The sequence below is a fragment of the Polyangium mundeleinium genome, from assembly GCF_028369105.1.
In the GTDB taxonomy this organism is placed as follows: domain Bacteria; phylum Myxococcota_A; class Polyangia; order Polyangiales; family Polyangiaceae; genus Polyangium; species Polyangium mundeleinium.
Genome location: NZ_JAQNDO010000001.1, coordinates 7,833,629 through 7,855,248, shown reverse-complemented (window position 1 = coordinate 7,855,248; position 21,620 = coordinate 7,833,629). Strand labels below are relative to the sequence as shown.

General features: G+C 68.3%; 14 protein-coding genes. 4 read left to right on the top strand and 10 right to left on the bottom strand.

Going from position 1 to position 21,620, the window contains the following annotated elements; genetic code table 11:
• The first annotated feature begins 221 nt into the window (after positions 1-221).
• Genes POL67_RS31255 through POL67_RS31245 form a run of 3 tightly spaced genes read left to right on the top strand, consistent with a single transcriptional unit; the run spans position 222 to position 5,975 of the window.
• Positions 222-1,580: a TolC family protein gene (locus tag POL67_RS31255; RefSeq protein ID WP_271923770.1), complete on the top strand. Its 1,359-nt coding sequence runs from the start codon at positions 222-224 to the stop codon at positions 1,578-1,580.
• On the top strand, positions 1,577-2,830 hold the full coding sequence (locus POL67_RS31250; RefSeq protein ID WP_271923769.1) for an efflux RND transporter periplasmic adaptor subunit: 1,254 nt from the start codon (positions 1,577-1,579) through the stop codon (positions 2,828-2,830). The genes POL67_RS31255 and POL67_RS31250 overlap by 4 nt, the downstream gene beginning before the upstream one ends.
• A gap of 4 nt (positions 2,831-2,834) precedes the next feature.
• Positions 2,835-5,975, top strand: a complete 3,141-nt coding sequence (locus tag POL67_RS31245) for an efflux RND transporter permease subunit (protein WP_271923768.1) — start codon at positions 2,835-2,837, stop codon at positions 5,973-5,975.
• A gap of 12 nt (positions 5,976-5,987) precedes the next feature.
• Here the strand turns inward: POL67_RS31245 and POL67_RS31240 are convergent, their stop codons facing one another.
• The 9 genes from POL67_RS31240 to POL67_RS31200 all read right to left on the bottom strand — a co-directional run bounded on the left by POL67_RS31240 (position 5,988) and on the right by POL67_RS31200 (position 15,850).
• Positions 5,988-6,212, bottom strand: a complete 225-nt coding sequence (locus POL67_RS31240) for a hypothetical protein (RefSeq protein WP_271923767.1) — start codon at positions 6,210-6,212, stop codon at positions 5,988-5,990.
• 196 nt (positions 6,213-6,408) lie between these two features.
• Positions 6,409-7,128 (bottom strand): response regulator, encoded by a 720-nt coding sequence (locus POL67_RS31235; RefSeq protein WP_271923766.1) that lies wholly within the window; start codon positions 7,126-7,128, stop codon positions 6,409-6,411.
• The gene (locus tag POL67_RS31230; protein ID WP_271923765.1) at positions 7,125-9,830 is read right to left on the bottom strand and encodes a DUF4118 domain-containing protein; all 2,706 of its coding nucleotides are present in this window, start codon (positions 9,828-9,830) and stop codon (positions 7,125-7,127) included. Before POL67_RS31230 ends, POL67_RS31235 begins: the two co-directional genes overlap by 4 nt.
• The gene (gene kdpC / locus POL67_RS31225; RefSeq protein ID WP_271923763.1) at positions 9,827-10,408 is read right to left on the bottom strand and encodes a potassium-transporting ATPase subunit KdpC; all 582 of its coding nucleotides are present in this window, start codon (positions 10,406-10,408) and stop codon (positions 9,827-9,829) included. Before kdpC ends, POL67_RS31230 begins: the two co-directional genes overlap by 4 nt.
• A 12-nt stretch (positions 10,409-10,420) precedes the next feature.
• Positions 10,421-12,496 (bottom strand): potassium-transporting ATPase subunit KdpB, encoded by a 2,076-nt coding sequence (gene kdpB / locus POL67_RS31220; RefSeq protein WP_271923762.1) that lies wholly within the window; start codon positions 12,494-12,496, stop codon positions 10,421-10,423.
• 13 nt (positions 12,497-12,509) lie between these two features.
• Positions 12,510-14,255, bottom strand: coding sequence for a potassium-transporting ATPase subunit KdpA (gene kdpA / locus POL67_RS31215; protein ID WP_271923761.1), 1,746 nt, complete (start codon positions 14,253-14,255; stop codon positions 12,510-12,512).
• Entirely contained in the window at positions 14,252-14,344 is a 93-nt protein-coding gene (gene kdpF, locus POL67_RS31210) for a K(+)-transporting ATPase subunit F (protein ID WP_271923760.1), read from the bottom strand. The genes kdpA and kdpF overlap by 4 nt, the downstream gene beginning before the upstream one ends.
• An 88-nt stretch (positions 14,345-14,432) precedes the next feature.
• Positions 14,433-14,681 carry a hypothetical protein gene (locus POL67_RS31205; RefSeq protein ID WP_271923759.1) on the bottom strand — a complete coding sequence of 83 codons (249 nt, stop codon included), beginning with the start codon at positions 14,679-14,681 and terminating at the stop codon, positions 14,433-14,435.
• A 2-nt stretch (positions 14,682-14,683) separates the two neighbouring features.
• On the bottom strand, positions 14,684-15,850 hold the full coding sequence (locus POL67_RS31200) for an outer membrane beta-barrel protein (protein ID WP_271923758.1): 1,167 nt from the start codon (positions 15,848-15,850) through the stop codon (positions 14,684-14,686).
• 138 nt (positions 15,851-15,988) lie between these two features.
• Here POL67_RS31200 and POL67_RS31195 point away from each other — a divergent pair, with 138 nt between their 5' ends.
• The gene (locus POL67_RS31195) at positions 15,989-17,917 is read left to right on the top strand and encodes a potassium transporter Kup (RefSeq protein ID WP_271923757.1); all 1,929 of its coding nucleotides are present in this window, start codon (positions 15,989-15,991) and stop codon (positions 17,915-17,917) included.
• A 63-nt stretch (positions 17,918-17,980) separates the two neighbouring features.
• Here POL67_RS31195 and POL67_RS31190 read toward each other — a convergent pair whose 3' ends face one another.
• Positions 17,981-21,148, bottom strand: coding sequence for a beta-propeller domain-containing protein (locus POL67_RS31190; protein WP_271923756.1), 3,168 nt, complete (start codon positions 21,146-21,148; stop codon positions 17,981-17,983).
• Positions 21,149-21,620: the final 472 nt, after the last annotated feature.

Below are 21,620 nucleotides of genomic sequence, written 5' to 3'. Positions count from 1 at the left end.
GCTTTGCGCGCAGCCGAGCGGCAGGAAGAATTCCCGATCGGCTGGGAAAAATTCCCTGCCAGGGCGTGGGCCCAGCGCTCGATTGGGGCCTCGTTTTGCGGTGGCACGCGTCCTGCTCTGCGCCTCGTCGCGGTCGCGCTTCCTTCGGCATTCGGCATTGCCGCTGCTTGCTCCGCTCGAACGACATTTTAACGCCACCCCTTCGGAGTTGAACCAGCCTGATGAAATCGTTTGCGACCCAATTGATTTCGGGCGCGGCGGCCCTTTCACGCGCGCGGCGGCGCTCGCCCGTGCTGGCCGCGCTGCTTTCGAGCCTGCTCGCGGCCGGCGCGGCAGGCGCGGACGAGCGCCCCAGGACCTCTGCCGCCCTCCGCGGCGACGCGGCGTCCCCCCCGGACGCCGCCGCGCTGCCCGCATCGGATGCCTTTCCTTCCCTCGGGCGCGCCATGGCGCTCGCGCGTGAACGCGGCCCGGAGGTCGTGCGCGCACGGGGAAGCGTGGGCGTCGCGCAGGCCTCGTACGCAGGCGCGCGGCTCTCGGCGCTCGACAACCCCTACCTGGAGGTCTTCGTGGACCGCGGCCTCCAGGGGGTGACGAAGGACGCGGCCGTGCAGGCGAACCTCTGGCTTCCGCTCGAAGTGTCCGGGCAGCGGGCCCGGAGGATCGACGAGGCGGACGCGCTCGTCGCCTGGCAAAGGACCCTGTTCGAGGTGACGCAGTTCTCGGCCGAGGGCGACGCCGTGCGGGCCTATGGTGCCGCGCTCGTGGCGGGGGCGCGGGTCCACACGCTCGAAGGGATCGTGCGCGACGCCGGCGCGGAGGCGGAGGTGTATCAGCAGCGGCGCGAAGCCGGCGACGCGACCCTGCAGGAGGAGAAGCTCGCGCGCATGGAGCACGCGCGGTACATGGTGATGTTGCAGGAGAGCCGCGCCGATCTCACGCGCGCGCTCGTGGATCTCGCGCGCGCCACGGGGCGCATGTTCAAGCCACCCGACGGCGCGTCCGCCATGCCCCCCGTCCCGGGCGAGACGTACGGAGAAGCCGGCGCCGCGCAGATCGCGGACGCGTCGCCCCACGTGGCCGCCTCGACGCGCGAGGCGAGCTTTTACGCGCGGGCGGGGCAGCGCGCGGCGATCGAGGCCCACCCGCCTGTGAACTTGATCGTGACCGCGGGCCGCGGAGACCTGGGCGAGCCGCGCTTCGGCGGCGGCCTCTCGTGGACCTTCCCTTTCGCGCGGCGCAAGCAAGCCGAGGTCGCCCGCGCGGACGCCGAGCGGGCGCGGGCGCTCTCCGAGGCCGAGGTGAAGCGACGCCTCGTCACGCAGGGCCTCTCGGGCCTCGAGCTCGAGCGCGCCGAGGTGCGCCGCGCCCGCGAGGTGATCGACACGACCGCCCTGCCCGCGGCGCAAGCATCCGCCGACGCGGCGATCGCCACGAAGACCGCCGGCAAGGGGGAGATGCTCCTCGTGCTCACCGCGCGCCGCGACCTCGAGCTTTTGCGATTGCGACGCCTGGAGCTCATCGCGCGGGAATGGTCCATTCTCGGCGACATCGTCGCATGGACGGGAGAATTGCCGTGACAAACGAGACGAACCCGATCGACGAGGGCGCGGAGACCCTGCTCCCCGCGGACGAGGGCCTCCCGGAGGGCGACACGCAGCCCCCCCGAGCGCCCACGCAGGAGCGCAGGCCGCGATGGGGGCGCTGGGGCATCGCCGCGGGCCTGTCCGCGCTCGCGGCCGCCGGCGTGCTCGCGTGGCTGCGCGGAGGCAATGGCGAGGCCGATGTCCCCGTGACGAAGGCCGACGTCCCGCACGTCGAAGGCAAGGCCATCGTGTTCTCGAAGGCCTTTGGCGAACGCGCGGGCATCGAGACCGAGCCCGTGCGCCTCTCGCCACTCGTCCCGCGGATCAAGGTCGTCGGCACCGTCGATTTCGACCCGGCGCACGTGGCCGCGGTGGGGACACGGATCCCTGGGCTCGTTCGCTCGCTCGCGAGGGTCGAGGGCGTCAGCGTCAAGAAGGGGGACGTGCTCGCCGAAATCGAGAGCGCGGACCTCGGCACGGCGCAGGCCAGCGTGGCCGTGGCCAATGCGCATCGCAAGGCCGCCTCGATCAACGAGAAACGTGAGCGCGAGCTCGCCGAGCGAGGTCTGTCGACGGCGCGCGAGCACGAGGTCGCGACCGCGACGCACGAGGAGCAACGCGCGGTCTTCGAAGCCGCGCGACAACGCGTGCACGCCATGAGCGGCTCCCCCGGCAGCCCGTTTGGCGTGTACATGCTGCGCGCGCCGCTCGAAGGGACCGTGGTCGAGCGGCATATTTTCGCGGGCCAATCCGTCGACGCCCACCTCATCGCTTTCCGCGTCGCCAACCTCGATCATCTCTGGGTCGATCTCTCGGTGTTCGAAAGCAACGTCGACGCGATCCACAAGGACGATCCGGTGGAGATCACGCGCGTGGGCGGCGAGCCGATCCCCGGTCGTGTCGCCCACGTCGGTGATGTCGTGGATCCCGTGACGCGCACGGCGGAGGTGCGTGTCGCCGTTTCGAACCAAGAACGGAAGCTCCGGCCGGGGCAATCCGTGACCGCGATCATCCAGGCCTCAGGCCCTTCGCGCACGATGCTCACCGTGCCCATGACGGCCGTCACGTACATCGACGGGCGGCCGACGGTGTTCCTCGCCGAGAGCCCCGATCGTGTCGTGCCGACGATGATCGAGCTCGGCCCGAACGACGGCACGCACCAGGGCGTCACCGCGGGCCTCTCCGCGGGGCAGCTCGTGGTGAGCCGCGGCGTGTTTGCCCTGAAGAGCGAGCTTTACCGGTAAAACCATGCTGTCACGTATCGTCCTTGCCTCGATTCGCCTGCGGGCGCTGATGCTCGTCCTTTTCGCGTTGCTCCTCGGCGTGGGGGCCGTGGCCGTGCGCGCGCTCCCCATCGACGCGATGCCGGACGTCTCGACGATCCAGGTCTCCGTGCTCACGAGCGCTTCGGGCCTCTCCGCCGTCGAGGTGGAGCGGACCGTGACCATTCCGGTCGAGAATGCGCTCAATGGCGTTCCCGGCGGCACCGAGCTGCGGAGCGTCTCGCGCGGCGGTCTTTCGGCCGTGACGGTGGTCTTCGCCGACGGCACGGACGTGTGGTTCGCGCGCCAGCTCGTCCTGGAGCGCCTGCGCGCCGTGGAGCGCGAGCTGCCGGCCTCGGCGGGCACGCCCGAGCTCGCCCCCGTCTCCTCGGGGCTCGGCGAGATCTTCCAGTTCGTCGTGCGAAGCTCGCAGCACTCGCCGATGCAGCTCCGGACGCTGCTCGACTGGGAGATCGTGCCCAAGCTCCGCGGCGTGCCCGGCGTGATCGAGGTCAACACGATGGGCGGGGAGCTCAAGCAGTTCCAGGTCGTCGTGGATCGGGCGCGCCTGAACGCCCAATCCATGACCGTGCAGGATGTGATCGAGGCCCTCCGCACCGCCAACGTCAATGTGGGCGGCGGCTACGTCGAGCGGCGCGAGGAGTCGTTCACCGTGCGCGGGCAGGGCATGCTGCGCGACGAGCAAGACATCGCCAACGTGGTGCTGCGCGCGGACGACGGCGGCGCGCCCGTGCTCGTCAAGCACGTCGCGGATGTGCAGATCGGCGCGGCGCTGCGGTATGGGGTCATCACCCACGGAGGCGAACGCGAGGCGGTGACGGGCATCGTGATGATGCTCCTCGGCGGCAACAGCCGCGAGGTCGTCGCCGCCGTCGGGGAGCGGGTGAAGGAAATCGAGGCGGAGCTGCCGCCCGGCGCGTCGATTGAGGTCGTCTACGATCGCGCCGATTTCGTCGGCCGAACGATCAGCACCGTGCTGAAGAACCTGGCCGAGGGGGTGATCGTCGTGACGATCGTGCTCGCGCTCTTCCTCGGCACGTTGCGCGGCGCGCTCGCGGTCGTCCTCGGGATCCCCGCGGCCATGACGGTGGCGGTGCTCGGGATGCACGCCTTCGGCGTGACGGGCGATCTGATGTCCCTCGGCGCCATCGATTTCGGCTTCCTCGTGGATGGGCCGATCGTGATGCTCGAAGCGGTCATCGCGGCCGTGGCGGGCCAAAAGCTCGCGGGCGACGCGCGGGCGCGGGCCTATGCCGAAGCCGCGCAGGGGGTGGCGCGGCCGGTCGCCTTCGCCGTGGCCATCATCATGCTCGTGTATGTGCCGCTGCTCTTCCTCGAAGGCATCGAGGGAAAGATGTTCCGGCCGATGGCCCTGACCATGGCGTGCGCCCTCTTCGGCGCCCTCGTCTATTCGGTCCTCTTTTTCCCCGCGCTCCTCGTCACGTTGGTGCCGCCGGCCGAGGGCCATGGGCCGCGGTGGATGGAGTGGATCACGGCGCGGTACGAGCGGATCGTCGGACGTGCCGTCGCGCTCCGATGGCCGCTGCTCGGCGCGTCGGCGGTGGCCTTCGTCGTGACGACGTTCTGGTTCGCCCAGGCCGGCGCGGAGTTCGTCCCCCGGATCTTCGAGGGCGACGCGGTGGTGACCATCCGTCGCGCGCCGAGCATCTCGCTCGACGAGGCGCGGCGGCTCGACCTCGCGACCGAGAAGGTGCTGCACGGCTTCCCCGAGGTCGTGAGCACGCTCGGGATGACCGGGCGCGCCGAGGTCGCCATCGATCCGGTGGGCAACGACAACACGGACATCCTCGTGAGGCTCCGCCCGACCGAGGAGTGGTCGACGGCCCGCGATTTCGACGAGCTCTCCGAGGTCTTCAAGGAGACGGTCGAGGCCCGCGTGCCGGGGACGTTCGTCTCCGTCTCGCAGCCCATCGAGGACCGCACGAATGAGCTCATCAGCGGCTCGCGCGCCGACATCTCGATCAAGGTGGTCGGCAGCGACATCGAGGAGCTCGCCGCGGTCGCCGACCGGATCGGCGCGCGGGTGAAGGCGATCCAGGGCGCCGGCGACGTGCGGGTCGAGCGCCTCCTCGGCCAGCCCGTGATCAGCGCTGTCGCGGACCGGGCGAGCATGGCGCGGTACGGCGTGCGGGTCGAGGATGCATTCACCGTGATCGGCGCGGCGCGCGAGGGCGTGCGCGTCGGCGACATCTACGAGGATCAGCGCAAGTTCGACCTGCGCGTGCTGAATCCCCCGTCCGAGCCTTCGGCGGCGGCGCTCGGCGAGCTGTTCGTGGAGACCTCGCGCGGGCGCAGCGTCCCGCTGCGGGAGGTGGTCACGCTCGCCGAGGGGGACGGACCGAGCTCGATCCGAAGGCAGGATCGCGAACGGACGGTGCGTGTCGACGTGAACCTGCGGGGACGCGACCTGGTCTCCTGGGTCGACGAAGCCAAGGCGGCCGTCGAGCGCGACGTACCGCTCCCGACCGGCTATTACATGGCGTGGGGCGGGCAATTCGAGAATTTCGAGCGCGCGCAGAAGCGGCTCGCGCTGCTCGTGCCGGCCGTCGTGGTGCTCATCTTCGGCATGCTGCTCTGGATGTTCCAGAACGTGCGCCTTGCCCTGGCCGTCTTCATGATGGTGCCGCTCTCGCTCGTGGGCGGCATGCTGGGCCTGCTCGCGCGTGGGTTGCCCTTCAGCCTGTCGGCGGCGGTCGGGTTCATCGCGCTCGGCGGCGTGGCGGTGCTGAATGGGGTGGTGATCGCCAGCGAGGTGCGCAGGCGTTTGTCTGCGGGCGAGGCGCTCGACGTGGCGGTCACGCGTGGCGCGACGGCGGTCGTGCGCGCGGTGCTCACGACGGCCGCCGTCGCGGCGCTCGGCTTCATGCCGATGGCGGTCGCAGAGAGCGCGGGCGCCGAGGTGCAGCGCCCGCTCGCCACGGTGGTGATTTTCGGGATGTTTTTCGGGACGATCACGACGCTCGCCGTGCTCCCCGGCGTCCTCCGGGCCGCGCTCGCGGGCCAGCGCCTCGCCGAGCGCGCCGTGGAGGAGGCACAGGGCCGCGCGTATTCGCCGGTCGATTGCCCCGGTGCCTCAGGGGGCTAGAGGAGAGAGACGCTACAGGCGCGTGCAGCGGTCGCTCGTGCAGGAAGAGCCGTCGAGGCAATCACGACCGTCCTTGCAGGAGCGCGCGCAGAGGCCAGCGACGCATGTATTGCCCATCCCGCAGCCCGCATCGCTCACGCATTCGACGCAGCGCCGTTCGAGGCAGTACTGGAACGCCACGTTCTTGCCCTCGCAGTCGCCTTGGTTCGAGCACGGCACCGATTTCGGCTCGGGCACACAGGCAGCCCCTGTGACGATGATTCCAACGGAAACAACGAACCAGCGTGTGAAGGAAGGTTTCACGTAGAGGACCTCCAACCGCTCGTCCGCAAAAGCAGAGAATATGCCACGGGGGGGAGCGTGGGGATTTCGCACGCGCGCGTGGGGGAATGTTTCCCGGGCAGACCGGAATGGCGCCGGCCCTGGACGGCGCTTACGCCCCCGCGTCGTCCACGCTTCGATCCCGCAGCCGATACCCGACGCCCGGCTCCGTCACGAGCCACTTCGGCCGCGCTGGATTTGCCTCGATCTTCTTTCGCAGCTCGGCCATGTGGACCCGGACGTAATGCGGCTGGTTCGCATACGCCGGCCCCCATACCTCTTTCAGGATGTGCTGGTGGGTCAGCACCTTCCCGGCGTTCTGCGCGAGCAGCACGAGGAGCTTGTATTCGATGGGCGTGAGGTGCACTTCCTGGCCGCCTTTTTTCACCTCGCGCCGCACGAGATCGACCCGGAGCTCGCCGAGCTCGATCGTCTGCACCCCGCTCGACGTAACGCCCGCGGCCGCGTGCCGGAGCGCGACCCGCATCCGCGCGAGCAGCTCGTTCACGCCGAAGGGTTTGGTCAGGTAATCGTCCGCCCCCGCGTCGAGCGCGGCCACCTTGTCATCCTCGCGCCCGCGCGCCGAGATGACGATCACGGGCATCCGTCCCCATTCGCGGATCCGGCGCGTGAGGTCGATTCCGTCGCCGTCCGGCAGGCCGAGATCGAGCAGCAAGAGCTCCGGATTGTGGGTGCTCGCGAGCATGAGCGCCTCCGCGGAGGTGCCCGCTTCGAGCAGGCGATAGCCGTGCGACGTGAGCGTCGCGCGCATGAACCGGCGCATTTGAGGTTCGTCCTCGACGAGGAGGACGAGCGGGCGGAAGTCCGTCATGGGCGCGCCTCCTCGACGTGCGCGGGGATGAGCGGGGCGACGCCGGGGATCGGCACGTGAATACGAAAGTTCGCGCCGCCGGAGGCGCGGTTCTCCGCGGCGATCGTGCCGCCGTGCGCCTCGACGATCGCCTTGCAGATCGCGAGCCCGAGGCCCGCCCCCACGGTGCCCGTATGCCCTCCGCGATAAAACTTCTCGAAGATACGCGACTCGCTCCCCGCGGGCAGCCCCGGGCCCGCATCGGCCACCTCGACGACGACCCCGCCGGGCTCGCCGCGGGCGATGACCTCGATCGGAGATCCCGCGGGCGTGTAGCGCGCTGCATTCTCGAACAGGTTGATGAACACCTGCTCGAAGAGTACGGGATCCACGGACAGGAGCGGTAACGCTTCGGGGAACACGACGTTCACGGGCCGGTCCCCGAGCTTTCGTTCGAGCCGCGTCAGCGCGGAGCCGACGAGCTCTTCGAGCGGCACCCACGCGCGCTTCAGCGCCACCGGGCCCGATTCGAGGCGCGTCATGTCGAGCAGGTTCGCGACCAGCCGTTCGAGCCGCTCGGCCTCCTCGCAGATCGAGTCGAGCAGCTCGGCGCGGGTGCTCTCGCCGAGGCCCCTGTCGTCGCGCAGCGCCGTGGCCGAGCCCGTGATCGCCGAGAGCGGCGTGCGAAGGTCGTGCGAGACCGCCGAGAGGAGCGAGCTCCGCATCTCCTCCGTTTTCGCGCGCAGGGCCGCGCTGTTCGCCTCGCTCGTGAGCCGCACCCGCTCGAACGCGAAGGCCGCCTGCCTGCAGAAAGCGTCGAGGAACGCGCGTTGCTCGGCCCCGAGCGGCGTCGCGCTCTTCGGCGCGAGCACGAGCACGCCGAGCGGCGCGCCGCGCACGGAAAGGGGCGCGCATACGACCTTCGAGCCCGGGAGTGTATCCGTGCCCAGGCCCGAGGGACGCGCGTGCTCGAAGGCCCAGCGGGCGACCGCGAGATCGGCCGAATCGAGGGACGCCGCGGCCGGGGCGACGGCGACAGCCTGAAGCGCGCCGTCGTTCGCGGATTGCAGCACGTGCGCCGCCGCTTCGAAGACCTGCTCGGCGTGGCGCGCGACGGCCGCGGCGACCGCTCCGGTATCGTCCGCCGCCGCGAGATCCCGGCTGAGATCGTAAAGCGCGGCGGTCTGCGCCTCGCGATGCCGCGCGTCTTGCTCCTGCCGCTGGATGCGGGCCGTCAGCGCGCTGAGGAGCAGGCTGACGCCGAACATCATGGCGAACGTCAGGAGATACTTCGCATCGGCCACGTCGAACGTGTGGAGCGGCGGGACGAAGAAGAAATCGTAACAAGCCACCGCCAGGACCGCCGCGAGGATGGAGGGGCCTCGCCCGAAGCGCACGGCTGCGAGCATGACGCAGAGCACGTAAAGCACTTCGAGATCGGGGACGGGGTAGATCACGCGCACGGCCGCCGCGAGCACGGTGGTGGCCGCGACGAGCAGCACGGCCGACCCATACATCACGGGCCGCGCCGATTCCTTCGGCAGCTCCGGCGGGGCCGGCGTGGTCTCGGCGCTCTCGCTGCCGCTGATGACGAGCACGTCCACGTCCCCGCTGCCGCGCACGACCTCGTCGAGCAGCGAGCCGCGCAGCCGGTCGCGGAGGCGAGAATGGGTCGGCTTGCCGATGATGATGCGCGTGACGTTGTGCTTGCGCGCATAACGCAGGAGCGACTCGGAGATCCTCGCCCCGGAGAGCCGCGTCACGGCGCCGCCGAGCGTCTCCGCGAGGCGCAAATGGGCTTCGAGCCGCGCCCGATCGGCCTCGCTCGGCGCCTTCGCCGCCGGCGACGCGACGTACGCGGCGACCCACGGCGCGCGCAGGCCCGCGGCCATCCGCGCCGCCGCGCGCAAAAGCCGGCCCGAGCTCGGCGCGGGGCTGATGCACACGAGGATCCGCTCGCCGGCAGGCCAGGGCGTGATCACGCCGTGCTGCTCGCGATACTCGCGCATGTCCACGTCGACGCGCTCCGCCGTCCGCCGCAGCGCGAGCTCGCGCAGCGCGAGCAGGTTGCCGCGCTGGAAGAAATGCGCGGCCGCGCGTTTCGCCTGCTCCGGTAGATACACTTTTCCTTCGCGCAGGCGCGCGAGCAGCTCCTCGGGCGCGATGTCCACGAGCTCGATCTCGTCGGCGCGATCGAGGATCGAATCAGGGATCGTCTCGCGGACCTGGATGCCCGTGATCTGCGCGACCACGTCGTTCAGGCTCTCGACGTGCTGCACGTTGACGGTCGTGTAGACGTCGATGCCCGCGTCGAGCAGCTCGATCGCGTCTTGCCAGCGCTTCGCGTGCCGTGATCCCGAGACGTTCGTGTGCGCGAGCTCGTCGAGCAGGAGGATCTTGGGCCTTCGCGCGAGCGCGGCGTCGAGGTCGAGCTCGTCGAGGGCGCGCCCGCGATACTCCACCTTGCGCCGCGGCAGCACGTCGAGCCCTTCGAGCAGGGCTTCCGTCTCCGCGCGCCCGTGTGTCTCCACGATCCCGGCGACGACGTCGACCTTCTGCTCGATCGCCCGCTCCCGCGCGACCTGGAGCATGCGGTACGTCTTTCCGACGCCGGGGGCGAACCCGAAGAAGACGCGGAGCCGCGCGCGTTGTTCGCGCCCCTCTTCGGCGTGCGCCCTTCGGACGAGCGCGTCGGGATCGGGTCGGCTTTCGGGATCGGTCATGGATGAGCTGCCGCCTGGTCGAGCGCGAGGTTCAGGCGTAACACGTTCACGCGTGGTTCGCCGAGGACGCCGAGGACACGGCCCTCCACGTGCGCGTCGACGAGGGCACGGACGCGGGCCTCGTCGAGCCCGCGGGCCCGCGCGACACGGGCGATTTGGAAAGAGGCGGCGGCTGGCGAGATGTGCGGGTCGAGGCCGCTGCCCGAGGCCGTGACGAGGTCGACGGGGATGGGCGCGGCATTGCCCGGATCCGCCTCGCGGAGCGCCGTGATCCGTGCCGCGACGGCGTCCCGGAGCGCGCCGTTCGTCGGCCCGAGGTTCGATCCGCTCGACGCCGCCGCATTGTAGGGATGGCTCGGCGTCGCGGACGGGCGACCCCAGAAGTACCGCGGATCGTCGAACGGCTGCCCGATCAGCTCGGAGCCGATGACCCGCCCGCTTTCGCGAATCAGGCTGCCGTTCGCGCGTGCCGGGAAGGCCGCCTGCGCGACGGCGGTGACGAGCAGCGGATACAGCACGCCCGTGAGGAGCGTGAATGCGGCGAGCAACGTGATCGCGGGACGGAGGAGCGATTTCATCGTCGATTCCTTTCAGCCGACGCCGAGGGCCGCGAGCACGAGGTCGATGACCTTGATGCACGGGAAGGGCAGCACCACGCCGCCGAGCCCATACACGAGCAAATTCCGCCGCAGCAGCGCGGGCGCGGGCGCCGGGCGGTACCGGATGCCGCGGAGCGCGATGGGGACGAGCGCGATGATGACGAGCGCATTGAAGATCACGGCCGAAAGGATGGCCGTGGCCGGCGAATGCAGCCGCATCACGTTCAGCGCGCCGAGCGCCGGGTAGGTCGCGGCGAACGCGGCCGGGATGATGGCGAAGTATTTGGACACGTCGTTCGCGATGCTGAACGTCGTCAATGCGCCGCGCGTCATCAGCATCTGCTTTCCGATCTCCACGATGGCGAGCAGCTTCGTCGGGTTGGAGTCGAGATCCACCATGTTCCCCGCCTCCTTCGCGGCCTGCGTGCCCGTATTCATCGCCACGGCCACGTCGGCCTGCGCGAGCGCCGGCGCATCGTTCGTCCCGTCGCCGGTCATCGCGACGAGGTGCCCTTCTTGCTGATACGAGCGGATCATCGCGAGCTTTTGCTCGGGCGTGGCCTCGGCGAGGAAATCGTCGACGCCCGCCTCGGCCGCGATCGCCGCGGCGGTGAGCGGGTTGTCGCCCGTGATCATCACCGTGCGAATGCCGATGTGGCGCAGCTCCGCGAATCGCTCCTGGATCCCGCCCTTCACGATGTCCTTGAGCTCGACCACGCCGAGCACCCGCGCCCCGTCCGCGACGACGAGCGGCGTCGATCCCTGCTTCGCGACCTCGTCCACGAGCGCCTTCACTTCGGCCGGGAGGCTGCCGCCCTGCGCCTCGATGAACTTCGTGACCGCGTCGGTCGCGCCCTTCCGGATGAGGCGCCCGTCGAGATCGACCCCGCTCATCCGCGTCTGCGCGGTGAACGGCACGAACGTCGCGCCGAGCGCGTGCACGTCCCGCGCCCGCAATGCAAAACGCTCCTTCGCCAGCACCACGATGCTGCGGCCCTCCGGCGTCTCGTCGGCGAGGGACGAGAGCTGCGCCGCATCCGCGAGCTCGCTTTCTTTGACGCCCGGCGCGGGCAAGAAGGCCGTCGCCTGCCGATTGCCGAGCGTGATCGTGCCCGTCTTGTCGAGCAAGAGCACGGTCACGTCCCCGGCCGCCTCGACAGCGCGGCCCGAGGTCGCGATCACGTTTGCCTGGACCATTCGATCCATCCCCGCGATGCCGATCGCGGAGAGCAGCCCGCCGATCGTCGTGGGAATGAGGCAAACGAGCAACGCGCAGAGCACGGTGAGGCCCACGGGCGCGCCTTGCCCGGAGCTCGCGACGGCATACTTCGAGAAGGGCAGCAGCGTCACGGTCGCGAGCAAAAACACGATCGTCAACGCCGCGAGCAGGATGTCGAGCGCGATCTCGTTCGGTGTCTTTTTCCGTTTGGCGCCCTCGACCATGGCGATCATGCGGTCGAGAAAGGTCTCGCCCGCGTTCTCCGTGATGCGCACGAGCAGCCAATCCGAGAGCACGCGTGTCCCGCCCGTGACGGCGCTGCGATCCCCGCCGCTCTCGCGAATGACGGGGGCGCTCTCGCCCGTGATGGCGCTCTCGTCGACCGACGCGACCCCCTCGATCACCTCGCCGTCGCTGGGCAGGGTATCTCCGGCCTCGACCAGCACGATGTCGCCGCGGCGGAGCGTCGAGGAATCGACCTCCTCGCGCCGCGCGTCGAGCCGCGGCGCCTCCAGCCGCTTCGCGCTCACGTTCTTCCGCGTCTTCCGGAGCGCGTCCGCCTGCGCCTTGCCGCGCCCTTCGGCCATCGCTTCGGCGAAATTGGCAAACAGGACGGTGAACCAGAGCCAGAGCGAAACCGCAAGAATGAAACCGGCGGGCGCTTCGCCGCGTCCGGTGATCGCCGCGTGGAGGAAGAGCACCGTCGTGAAGGCGCTGCCGATCTCCACCACGAACATGACCGGGTTTTTGATCATGCGCCGCGGATCGAGCTTGCGGAATGCGTCGACGGCAGCGCGGCCGACGATGGCGGTCTCGAAGAGCGGACGAGCCTGGGTTCGGGTCGTCATGGGGGGGCTCCATTCACCTTGCAAACAGGGAGAGATGCTCGACCACCGGGCCGAGCGCGAGCGCCGGGACGAACGTGAGCGCACCGACGAGCAGAATCGTCCCGACGAGCAAAAGCACGAAGAGCGGCGTGTGCGTCGGCAACGTCCCGGCGCTCGCGGGGACCGATTTTTTACGTGCGAGGGACGCCGCAAGGGCGAGGACGGGGACGAGGACCCAGTAACGACCGATCAGCATGCAGAGGCCGATCGCCGTCGTGTAAAACATCCCGCTCACGGTCAGCCCGCCGAAGGCGGATCCATTGTTGTTCGCGCCGGACGAGAAGGCATAAAGCATCTCGCTGAAGCCATGGGCGCCAGGGTTTCCGAGGGCCGCCGTGCCTGCGGGCGTGGCGCTCGCGAGGGCCGTGCCGATGAGCGTGGCCGCGGCCGGGATCAGGATGACGAGCGAGGCCATTTTCATCTCGAACGCCTCGATCTTCTTGCCGAGGTACTCCGGTGTGCGCCCGACCATCAGGCCGGCGATGAACACGGCGATCACCGCGTACATCAGCATCCCGTAGAGCCCCGAGCCCACGCCGCCGAACACGATCTCGCCGAGCTGCATGAGCCACATCGGGACGAGCCCGCCGAGCGGCGTGAAGCTGTCGTGCATCGCATTCACGGATCCATTCGAGGCCGCCGTCGTCGCGGTCGCCCAGAGCGCGCTGTCGACGATGCCGAAGCGCGCCTCCTTGCCCTCCATGTTCCCGCCGGGCTGGAGCACGCTCGCGCCCTGATCGACGCCGAGGCTCGAAAGGATGGGATTTCCGTGCTGCTCGGCCGCCACCGCGACGAAAAGCAGGGGCACGAAGATCACGAGCATCGCCGCGAAGACGGCAAAGCCCTGCCGTTTGTCCTTCACCATCGCCCCGAACGTGAAGCAGAGCGACGCGGGGACGAGGACGATCGAGATCACCTCCAGCAGGTTCGTGAGGGCGTTCGGGTTCTCGAACGGGTGCGCCGAGTTCACATTGAAAAAGCCGCCGCCGTTCGTCCCGAGCTGCTTGATGGCGACCTGCGAAGCCGCGGGCCCGAGCGCGAGGATCTGCCGGGCGACGCCGGTCCCGTCGCCGGTGCTCGTCGGATCGAGCAGCTCCGCGACGTGATGCGCGGCGAACGTCTGCACGACGCCCTGCGACACGAGCAAGAGGGCGAGCACGAACGAAAGCGGCACGAGCACGTAGAGCGTGCTCCGCGTCAGGTCGACCCAGAAGTTTCCGATGCCCTCGGCCGTGCGCCGCGTAAACCCTCGTATCAACGCGACGAGGACGGCCATTCCCGTGCCCGCGGAGACGAAGTTCTGCACGGTGAGCCCGAGCATCTGCGTGAGGTGCGAGAGCGTCGTTTCCCCTGCGTACGCTTGCCAGTTCGTGTTGCTCGCGAAGCTCACGGCCGTGTTCCAGGCGACCTCCGGCGACACCGCGCCGAACCCGGCCGGGTTCACGGGCAAGAGGGCCTGGAATCGCTCGAGGCCGTACACCACGAGCAGGCCGAACAAATTGAAGAGGAGGACGGCCGCGGCATACCGAGGAAAAGGCATGTCCTCGTCGACACGAATCCCCGCGGCGCGATAGAAGAGGCGCTCGATCGGCCCAAACACGCGCGCGGCGATCTTCGCGTTCCCCTCGTACACGCGGGCCATGTACGAGCCGAGCGGAACGGCGAGCGCGACGAGCACGAGCAGGAAAAGCCCGCCCCGGAAGACGGCATTCTCGATCACGACAACTTCTCCGGATAGAGGAGCGCGAACAGGAGGTAGCCAAAAAGAAGGACGGCGAGCACGCCGCCGACGTTCGTCAGGGTCGCCATGGCGTCAGACTTTCTCGCAGAGCCGCACGAGGCCCCACGACACGAGGAAAAACGCTGCGGTGAGGGCCAGAAACACGGCGTCCATGGCTCAACTCCTCCCGCGCCGTCCGCGGCTGCGGAGGCGCGTGATGCAGGGGCCGAACAGGCCCTTCAGCGCGAAGAACGACATCAACATGCCGACCGAGCCCACGGCGCCCCAGGGCCCCGGCCGGCCGGCGTCGTACACCACGAGCAAGAGCCCGAGCCCGAGCCCTATCCAGAGGAGGCTCCTCTGCTCGGCGCTCCCGTCGGGATCTCGATCGACTCCAGCCGTTTCGTTTCGTCGGTAGGGATTCATGGTCAAAACCACGTCGTCGCGCCGAGCGTGACGGTGTCCTGTGTGTTGCGGTTCGGCACGAACGGCGTATCCACGCCATTTCCAGAGACGTCGCCGCTGAAATACATGTCTCCCGCCGCGTGATCGTGGCGGTATTCGAGCCGGAAGGAGGCTCGCTCGTGCGGGCGGACGTCCGCCGTCGCCGTACCGGACGCGACCCACGAGACCGGCCAGAAGAGCGCGGCGGCCGTGCCCTCGGCGCTGCTCGGCACGCGCTCGTGGAACACGTCCCCCCGCGCCGCGAGGAAGAGCTTGTCCGAGACGCGAAACCGCGCATAAAGCGCGCCCGCGATCCAGGCGCTCGTGCCAAACCGGTTGGGCTCCGTCCCGCCATTGACGTGCGCGAGGAACGAGAGCCGGTTCGTCGGGTGGACCGTGGCGTGCACGTCCACGAGGTGCCGCCACGCGCGCCCCTCGGGAGCGCCGCGGGGCCGCTCCACGCCCGTGAAATAGAGGAACGAGAGCGCGAGCTGGTCCGGCCGTGTATACGTGACCTGCGCGGAGAGCGATTTCTCCTCGTTGTTGTCGACGACGCTGTTCCAGCCGTTGTAACAGGCGACCGTCAAGGCCCAGGCGTCGCTCAGCGGATACGTGACGCGCGCGCCGGTGTGGTAGAACGGAAGCCCGAAAAACAGGTTCGAGCGGGAGAAGTTCCAGTTGTCGCGCACGGCCATCCCCTCGGGGCCGATCGGCGAGAGGAAGAGGCCGGCCTGGACGAGGAGCCCGCGCCCGAGATCAAACCGATACCCGGCGTACGCTTGCTGGACGTACTTCCAGAGCTCCGCGCCCGTGGCGTTCGTCCCGCTCGCGCCCGCGAGCGCCGGCTCGGCGAGGTAATACGTGCTCGGCGTGTGCCCCACCTGGAGCGTCACCAGGCCCGAGAGCCGCTGCACGTCCCAGGCCGCGGAGAGCGCGACATTCGAGAGCGTGAACGTATTGTGTCGGTTGTCGAACCCTCGGTAGTGCGTGATGCCATTCGAGGGCCGCTCGAAATTCCACTGGTAGAACGCCTCTGCATATCCGCCGAGCTGGAACGTGGCGGGGGCCTGGGCCTCGTCCGCGCGGGCTTCCGGGACGGAGCCGAGGAGCAGGGCCGTCACGCCGAGGACGGCGCGAGGAGCTGGGAACATGCCGGCGAGCTGCATGCACAGGGTATACGGCGTTCCGTGTCAGGGGGACGTCAAGGTCCCGCAGCCCCGTATCAAGAAAGTATCAAGATTGCCTGGGTGACGTCGGGGACTGCCGGAATGGGGTTACCCTCGGGCCCCATGACGATCGACCCCTCCCAGGTGCCATCTACGAGCGTGCATGCGCCGTCCGTGGCGCATGCAGCGCACGCAGCTCGCTGGCCGCTCCTCCTCGGCGCCCTCGGCGTCGTGTTCGGCGACATCGGCACGAGCCCGCTTTACGCCATCAAAGAATGCTTCAGCCCCGCGAGCACGCACCGGGTGGACGCCACGCCGGAGAACGTCCTCGGCGTCCTGTCGCTCGTCTTCTGGTCCCTCTTGATGGTCGTGACGGTCAAGTACCTGACCTTCATCCTCAAGGCCGACAACCAAGGCTCGGGCGGCATCCTCGCGCTGCTCGCGCTCGTCCCCCCGCGCAAGGACGGCAGCGCCATTGCGGGCCCGCTCGTGCTCCTCGTCCTCTTCGGCGCGGCCCTTCTTTATGGGGACGGCGTCATCACGCCGGCCATCTCGGTGCTCTCCGCGATGGAAGGGCTCGAGGTCGCGACGACGTCCCTCAAACCGGCCGTCGTCCCGCTGACCGTCGTGGTCTTGCTCTCGCTCTTTTTCGTGCAGAAACGCGGCACGGCGGGCATTGGCAACATCTTTGGTCCGATCACGCTGGTCTGGTTCGTGACAATCGCGGCGCTCGGCGTCCGCTGGATCTGGCTCGAGCCCTCGGTGCTCGCGGCGGTCGACCCGCGGCACGCCTTCGCGTTTTTCCTTTCGCACAAGACCCACGGCTTCTTGCTGCTCGGCGCCGTCGTCCTTTGCATCACCGGCGGTGAGGCGCTGTATGCCGACATGGGGCATTTCGGCCGGGGCCCGATCCGCACGGTCTGGTATGCGGTCGTCTGGCCGGCGCTGCTCCTCAACTACTTCGGCCAGGGCGCGTGCCTCCTCCGGAATCCCTCGGCGGCGGCGAACCCCTTTTATGCCCTCGTCCCCTCCTGGGCCCTCTATCCGACGGTCGCCATCGCGACCGCGGCCACGATCGTCGCCTCGCAGGCGCTCATCTCCGGGGCCTTCTCCCTCACGCAGCAGGCCGTCCAGCTCGGCTATTTCCCGCGCGTGACCATCGTCCACACCTCGAAGGAGACCGAAGGCCAGATCTTCATCCCCGAGATCAACCGCGCGCTCTGCGTCGCCTGTGTCTTCCTCGTGCTCTGGTTCCAGAACTCCAGCGCGCTCGCCGCCGCGTACGGCATCGCGGTCACGGGCACGATGGGCATCACGACGGTCGTTTATTTCGTCGTCGTGACGCAGCGCTGGAAGTGGCCGCTCTGGAAGGCGCTCCCGCCCGTCCTGCTCTTCCTCAGCATCGATCTCGCGTTCTTCGGCGCGAACGCGGCGAAGTTTTTCCACGGCGGCTGGTTCCCCATCGTGATGGGCGCCGGGATCTACGCCGTGATGACGACCTGGAAGACGGGCCGCCGCATCCTCGGCGAGGCCTTCAAGGCGAACCTCCTCCCGCTCGAATCGTTCCTGCGTGACGTGGAAGAGAAAAAGCCCCACCGCGTGTCGGGCACGGCCGTGTTCATGGCGTCGAACCCGCAGGGCACGCCGCCCGTGCTGCTCCACCATTTCATCCACAACAAGATCCTCCACGAGCAGGTCGTGCTCCTCTCCGTGGTGAACGAGCGTGTCCCCGAGATCGCGCCCGAGGCGCGCGTCTCCGTGGACGACATGGGCCACGGGTTTTACCGGGTGACGGCGCGGTACGGCTTCATGCAGACGCCCCACGTGCCGAGCGTGCTCGCCGCCTGCAAGGACCACGGCATCGACGTGGACCTCAGGAACACGAGTTATTACCTCGGCCGCGAGACCTTGTTGCCGACAGGGAGATCACGAATGATGAAGTGGCGCAAGGACCTCTTCGCGTTCATCTCGCGGAATGCCCGCCCGGCGACGGCCTACTTCGGCCTGCCGCCGGGCCGGGTCGTCGAGCTGGGAATGCAGATCGATCTGTGACGGGCGGGGCGCGGCGCTCGCGAACCCGGGCGGGCTCGCGAGCGTGCCGCGGGGAGAGCGTGATCAGTTGCCGGTCGAAAGCAGGTTGTGCGTGTCGAGGTCGGCCTCATGAATGCCGTAACGACCGCCCGGGATCAGCACCTCGTCGTCGTCGATGATCGGCCTGAGGTTCGAGCTGCTGTACGAGTACATCGCCGGGAAGTAGGCCGTGGAGGTCGGCGTCGTCGGATCGTCCAGGTCCGCCATGAGGACGCCGCCGTACAGGTAGAAGAAGGCGCGGCGCTCGGCGGCGCTGAGCAAGATCGCGTTTGCCGGGCGATTCACGGTCGACAGGACCTGGAACGTATCGTTGTTGCCGCTCCTCGGCTTGAGGATGCTGAACCGTTGGGAGTGGCTCGGGTACCACACGAGGTCGTGCGTGGCGACGGGCCTGTCGTCGTCGACGACCAGCTCGCGCACGATGCGGTTCGCGAACTGGTGCCTGTTTTCGAGCTCCGCCTTGTTGCTCTTGAGCTTCAGCCTCGAGACGGCGGTCTCGATGTACTGCGGGCCCCAGACCTGATCCCGCGTGAAGATCGTCGAGCCATCCTTCGCGAGGATCGTGCCGGGCACGTTGATCCCTGCTTCGAGCTTCGGCTGCGCGGGCTTCTTCAGTTCGAGCTTCTTCAGGAAATAACGGGCATGCGGCCGCGTGTCGCCCGCGACCTGCTCCGGCTTCTTGACGGTGATGTAGAGGTCGTCGTCGTGCCCGCTCATCGCGACGAACTCCTCGTCCTGCGCCGGCGTCACGTCGATCGCGGGCAGGATCGTCGGCTGCGAGGGGTTCGACAGGTTCACGAGCTTGACCTGGGCCTTTTGCCGGGTGTGCTCGCCTTCCGTCCCATACCAGGCGCCGTAGCAGTATTCATACACCTGCCCCTGCTCCGGGGTGATCGGCGTGCAGGTCGTCTCGTTGTTCGTGATGACGCATTCGGCGAAGCCGCCGTTGCAGGACAGGCTGCCGTTGACCTTCGTGCAGTTCTTCCTGCCGGCGAGGAAGCAGCCCGCCGCGCCGTTGCAGCTCGAATAGCTCGTGGGGTAGCTCGAGCAGATATCGAGCTCCACCGGTTCCGTGACCTGGCTCGTCTGGACGAATCCGAGGGTCTTGTTCCCGACGACGCCCGTGGCGATGTAATAAGCAGAGGCGTCGCTCGGCAGCTCCGTCGTGACGAGCGTACCACGCTCGACCGGGTGCTTCGGGTTCGAGAGATCCCAGACCTTGAGGGTCGTCTCGTAGGTCGGGTAGGAGAGCCACTTGCCGGACACGGCGACGAACAGATCATCCACCTGGTAATGCTGCGCGTTCGCCGGGACCTCGATCGTCGCCGCGGGCGTGCCGGTGTCGACGGGCTGGTTGTTCCGGATGATGTCGACCTTCGCCTTCGCGCTCGGATCGTACCAGTACCAGTAATCTTCGTTGTCCGGGCTGCGCAGGCGCGCGCGGTAATTGCCGTAGACCCAGACCTTCGTGTAATCCGGCGCCACGCTGAGCTCGCCGACCTTCTCGGGCGCGTCGAGGTTCGATTGATCCCAGATGCGGAGCTGCGTCTCGGACAGGTTCGCCCCGTTTGTCGCGTCGAGCTTGAACGTGCGACGGACCGAGTCGGGATGGTTCATGATGCCGCGACGCGTGATCGTCGACGCCGAGAACGTGAAGATCTGGACGGCGGACTCGTAGGTCCAGTTGCTCCAGGTGTCGTCCGTGTACTTGTAGCCGGCGAAGGGCAGGAGCACGAGGCCCGTCTCGGTCTCGCCCGTCGGCGCCTGCACGTTCACTGCGTTGTGGAGCACGCTGAATGCGCGGTGGTCCCAGTTCGCCTCGGACCAGTTCCAGCCGTTCTCATCGCCTTGCACCTCTTTGCGCGCGACCAGCGGGTTCGGGTTTTCGAGGTCCGTGATGTCGTAGAGGCTGACGGCGAGCTTGCGGCCGTTCTGCGTATCGACGCCGATGCCGACGAGGCGCGTGTTGTCGAACGCGGGCCGGAAGAAGTCGTTCCAGCCGGAGACGATGAACTCGCTCTTCTCCTCGGCGTGGCCGTTCGCATCGATCGAGAAGGCGTGGAACGGATCGACATTCCGGAACGTCACGGCGAACGCCCGATCGTCGAGGAAGATCGCGGCGAAGAGGTTCATGTCCGCGCCGAAGGGCACGGAGTCGACGGGCGTGACGTTGTCGAGGTTCGTCGCGTCGAACGTCTGGAGGTAGCTATGCTGGCCCCAGCCCCATTGCGGGCCCGAGAAGATCCGGAGCTGGTCGTTCCGGTAGTCCATGTGGAATTGCGACCGGATGTAGCCATTGACGGTCACCTCGTCGCGCTGGACCATCGTGCCGCCGTTGTCGGAGATGTCGATGATCGCGACGTCGCTCTGATGTTGCGACCACCAGTCCCTCTGGCGCGCCACGAGGAGCACCTCGTTCTCCGCGTGAATGGCCGAGACGTAGCCGCCGAGGGGCAACTCGCTCTTCTCCGTCAAGCCCGTCGGGCCGACGTCGAAGCTCTTCACCGTGCTGCCCATGACCCACTCCCAGTCGTTCTGGGCATTGATGAACCAGTCGTAGTAGCTCGACGCGATGAAGAGCGCGTCCTCGGTCGCGCCGTTCGCGTAGCGGCTCGTCTGGATGTTGCCCGGCACGGCGTGCTGCGAGAGCACGACGGGCTTTGACGGGTTCGAGATGTCGACGAGCAGGGCGGTGCTGCCCGAGAGTTGGTCGACTTCGAGGCTGTTCGGCCTGCCCTTGAAGCCGTTCCAGCCGTTCATCAAGAGGATCGCGCGTGTCCCGTCGACGTACATTTCGACCGGCGCGCCGGCCACCTGGAGCTGGCCGACGACCTTGGGCGCGGTCACGTCACTGACGTCGATCACCTGCAGGCCGCGATACGCGTTGAGGTTCAGGAGGGTGCCATTGTTCATGACACGGTAGATGTCGCCCTCCTCGAGCTCCTGCTCCTCTTCTTCCTCCTCCTCTTCCTCCTCTTCTTCCTCTTCCTCCTCCTCGCCCCAGTAGAACCGGTAGGTCGGCTCGTCGGCCGAGAGGAACGAGGTCGTCGCCTTTGCGGCCTCCTTGCTCTCGCCCGTATTCTCTTCCCCGTCGCCTGTATTCGTGGCGCATCCTTGCCCCGCCACGAACAGGAGCGCGGTCAAGAGACCCGCCGTTCGTGCCGTGGGACCACGATTCAAAAAGCTGCGCATCGATTCGTTCCCTTCTTCCTTCACACAAGATGAAGGAATAAAAGCATTCTTACCTAACCGACGCCTCCGGGAGGGTCAAGGCGCCTACGTGCCGCGCTCACACGCGCCGATGTGCCACCCTGTTGCACAAGCGGTTTGGGGGGGCTGCGTCAATCGCGGACGTTTCGACGGTTCGTACAGGTGTGGAAGAAAAAAACATCGCGGCAGGGCTGCGGCGATTTCGTGCTTTCACACGAAGGCATGTGCGCGCTCGGATGGGGCGGCGTTGCGTTCAGGAACCCGTCCTTGCGAAATCATCGCATGGGACACAGGGGAGGGACGTCACGCGGCGGCGCGTCGCTCCGGAATCGCGTGCGTCGATGCGACATGCGCGCGCGTGTCCCGATGGCCGCTGCGGCACGCGCGCGACGGGGCGCGTGCCGCTTGCGCGGTCGTCCTTGCATCGGCGCAAAGGCGACCGGGACATGTGCAC

Bases quoted from the DNA above. Each gene is read 5' to 3' on its own strand.
- POL67_RS31255 (WP_271923770.1), top strand. From the start codon at position 222: ATGAAATCGTTTGCGACCCAATTGATTTCGGGCGCGGCGGCCCTTTCA.
- kdpB (WP_271923762.1), bottom strand. From the start codon at position 12,496: ATGACGACCCGAACCCAGGCTCGTCCGCTCTTCGAGACCGCCATCGTC.
- POL67_RS31190 (WP_271923756.1), bottom strand. From the start codon at position 21,148: ATGCGCAGCTTTTTGAATCGTGGTCCCACGGCACGAACGGCGGGTCTC.
- POL67_RS31230 (WP_271923765.1), bottom strand. From the start codon at position 9,830: ATGACCGATCCCGAAAGCCGACCCGATCCCGACGCGCTCGTCCGAAGG.
- kdpF (WP_271923760.1), bottom strand. From the start codon at position 14,344: ATGGCGACCCTGACGAACGTCGGCGGCGTGCTCGCCGTCCTTCTTTTT.
- POL67_RS31245 (WP_271923768.1), top strand. From the start codon at position 2,835: ATGCTGTCACGTATCGTCCTTGCCTCGATTCGCCTGCGGGCGCTGATG.
- POL67_RS31195 (WP_271923757.1), top strand. From the start codon at position 15,989: ATGACGATCGACCCCTCCCAGGTGCCATCTACGAGCGTGCATGCGCCG.
- POL67_RS31235 (WP_271923766.1), bottom strand. From the start codon at position 7,128: ATGACGGACTTCCGCCCGCTCGTCCTCCTCGTCGAGGACGAACCTCAA.
- kdpC (WP_271923763.1), bottom strand. From the start codon at position 10,408: ATGAAATCGCTCCTCCGTCCCGCGATCACGTTGCTCGCCGCATTCACG.
- POL67_RS31205 (WP_271923759.1), bottom strand. From the start codon at position 14,681: ATGAATCCCTACCGACGAAACGAAACGGCTGGAGTCGATCGAGATCCC.
- POL67_RS31200 (WP_271923758.1), bottom strand. From the start codon at position 15,850: ATGTTCCCAGCTCCTCGCGCCGTCCTCGGCGTGACGGCCCTGCTCCTC.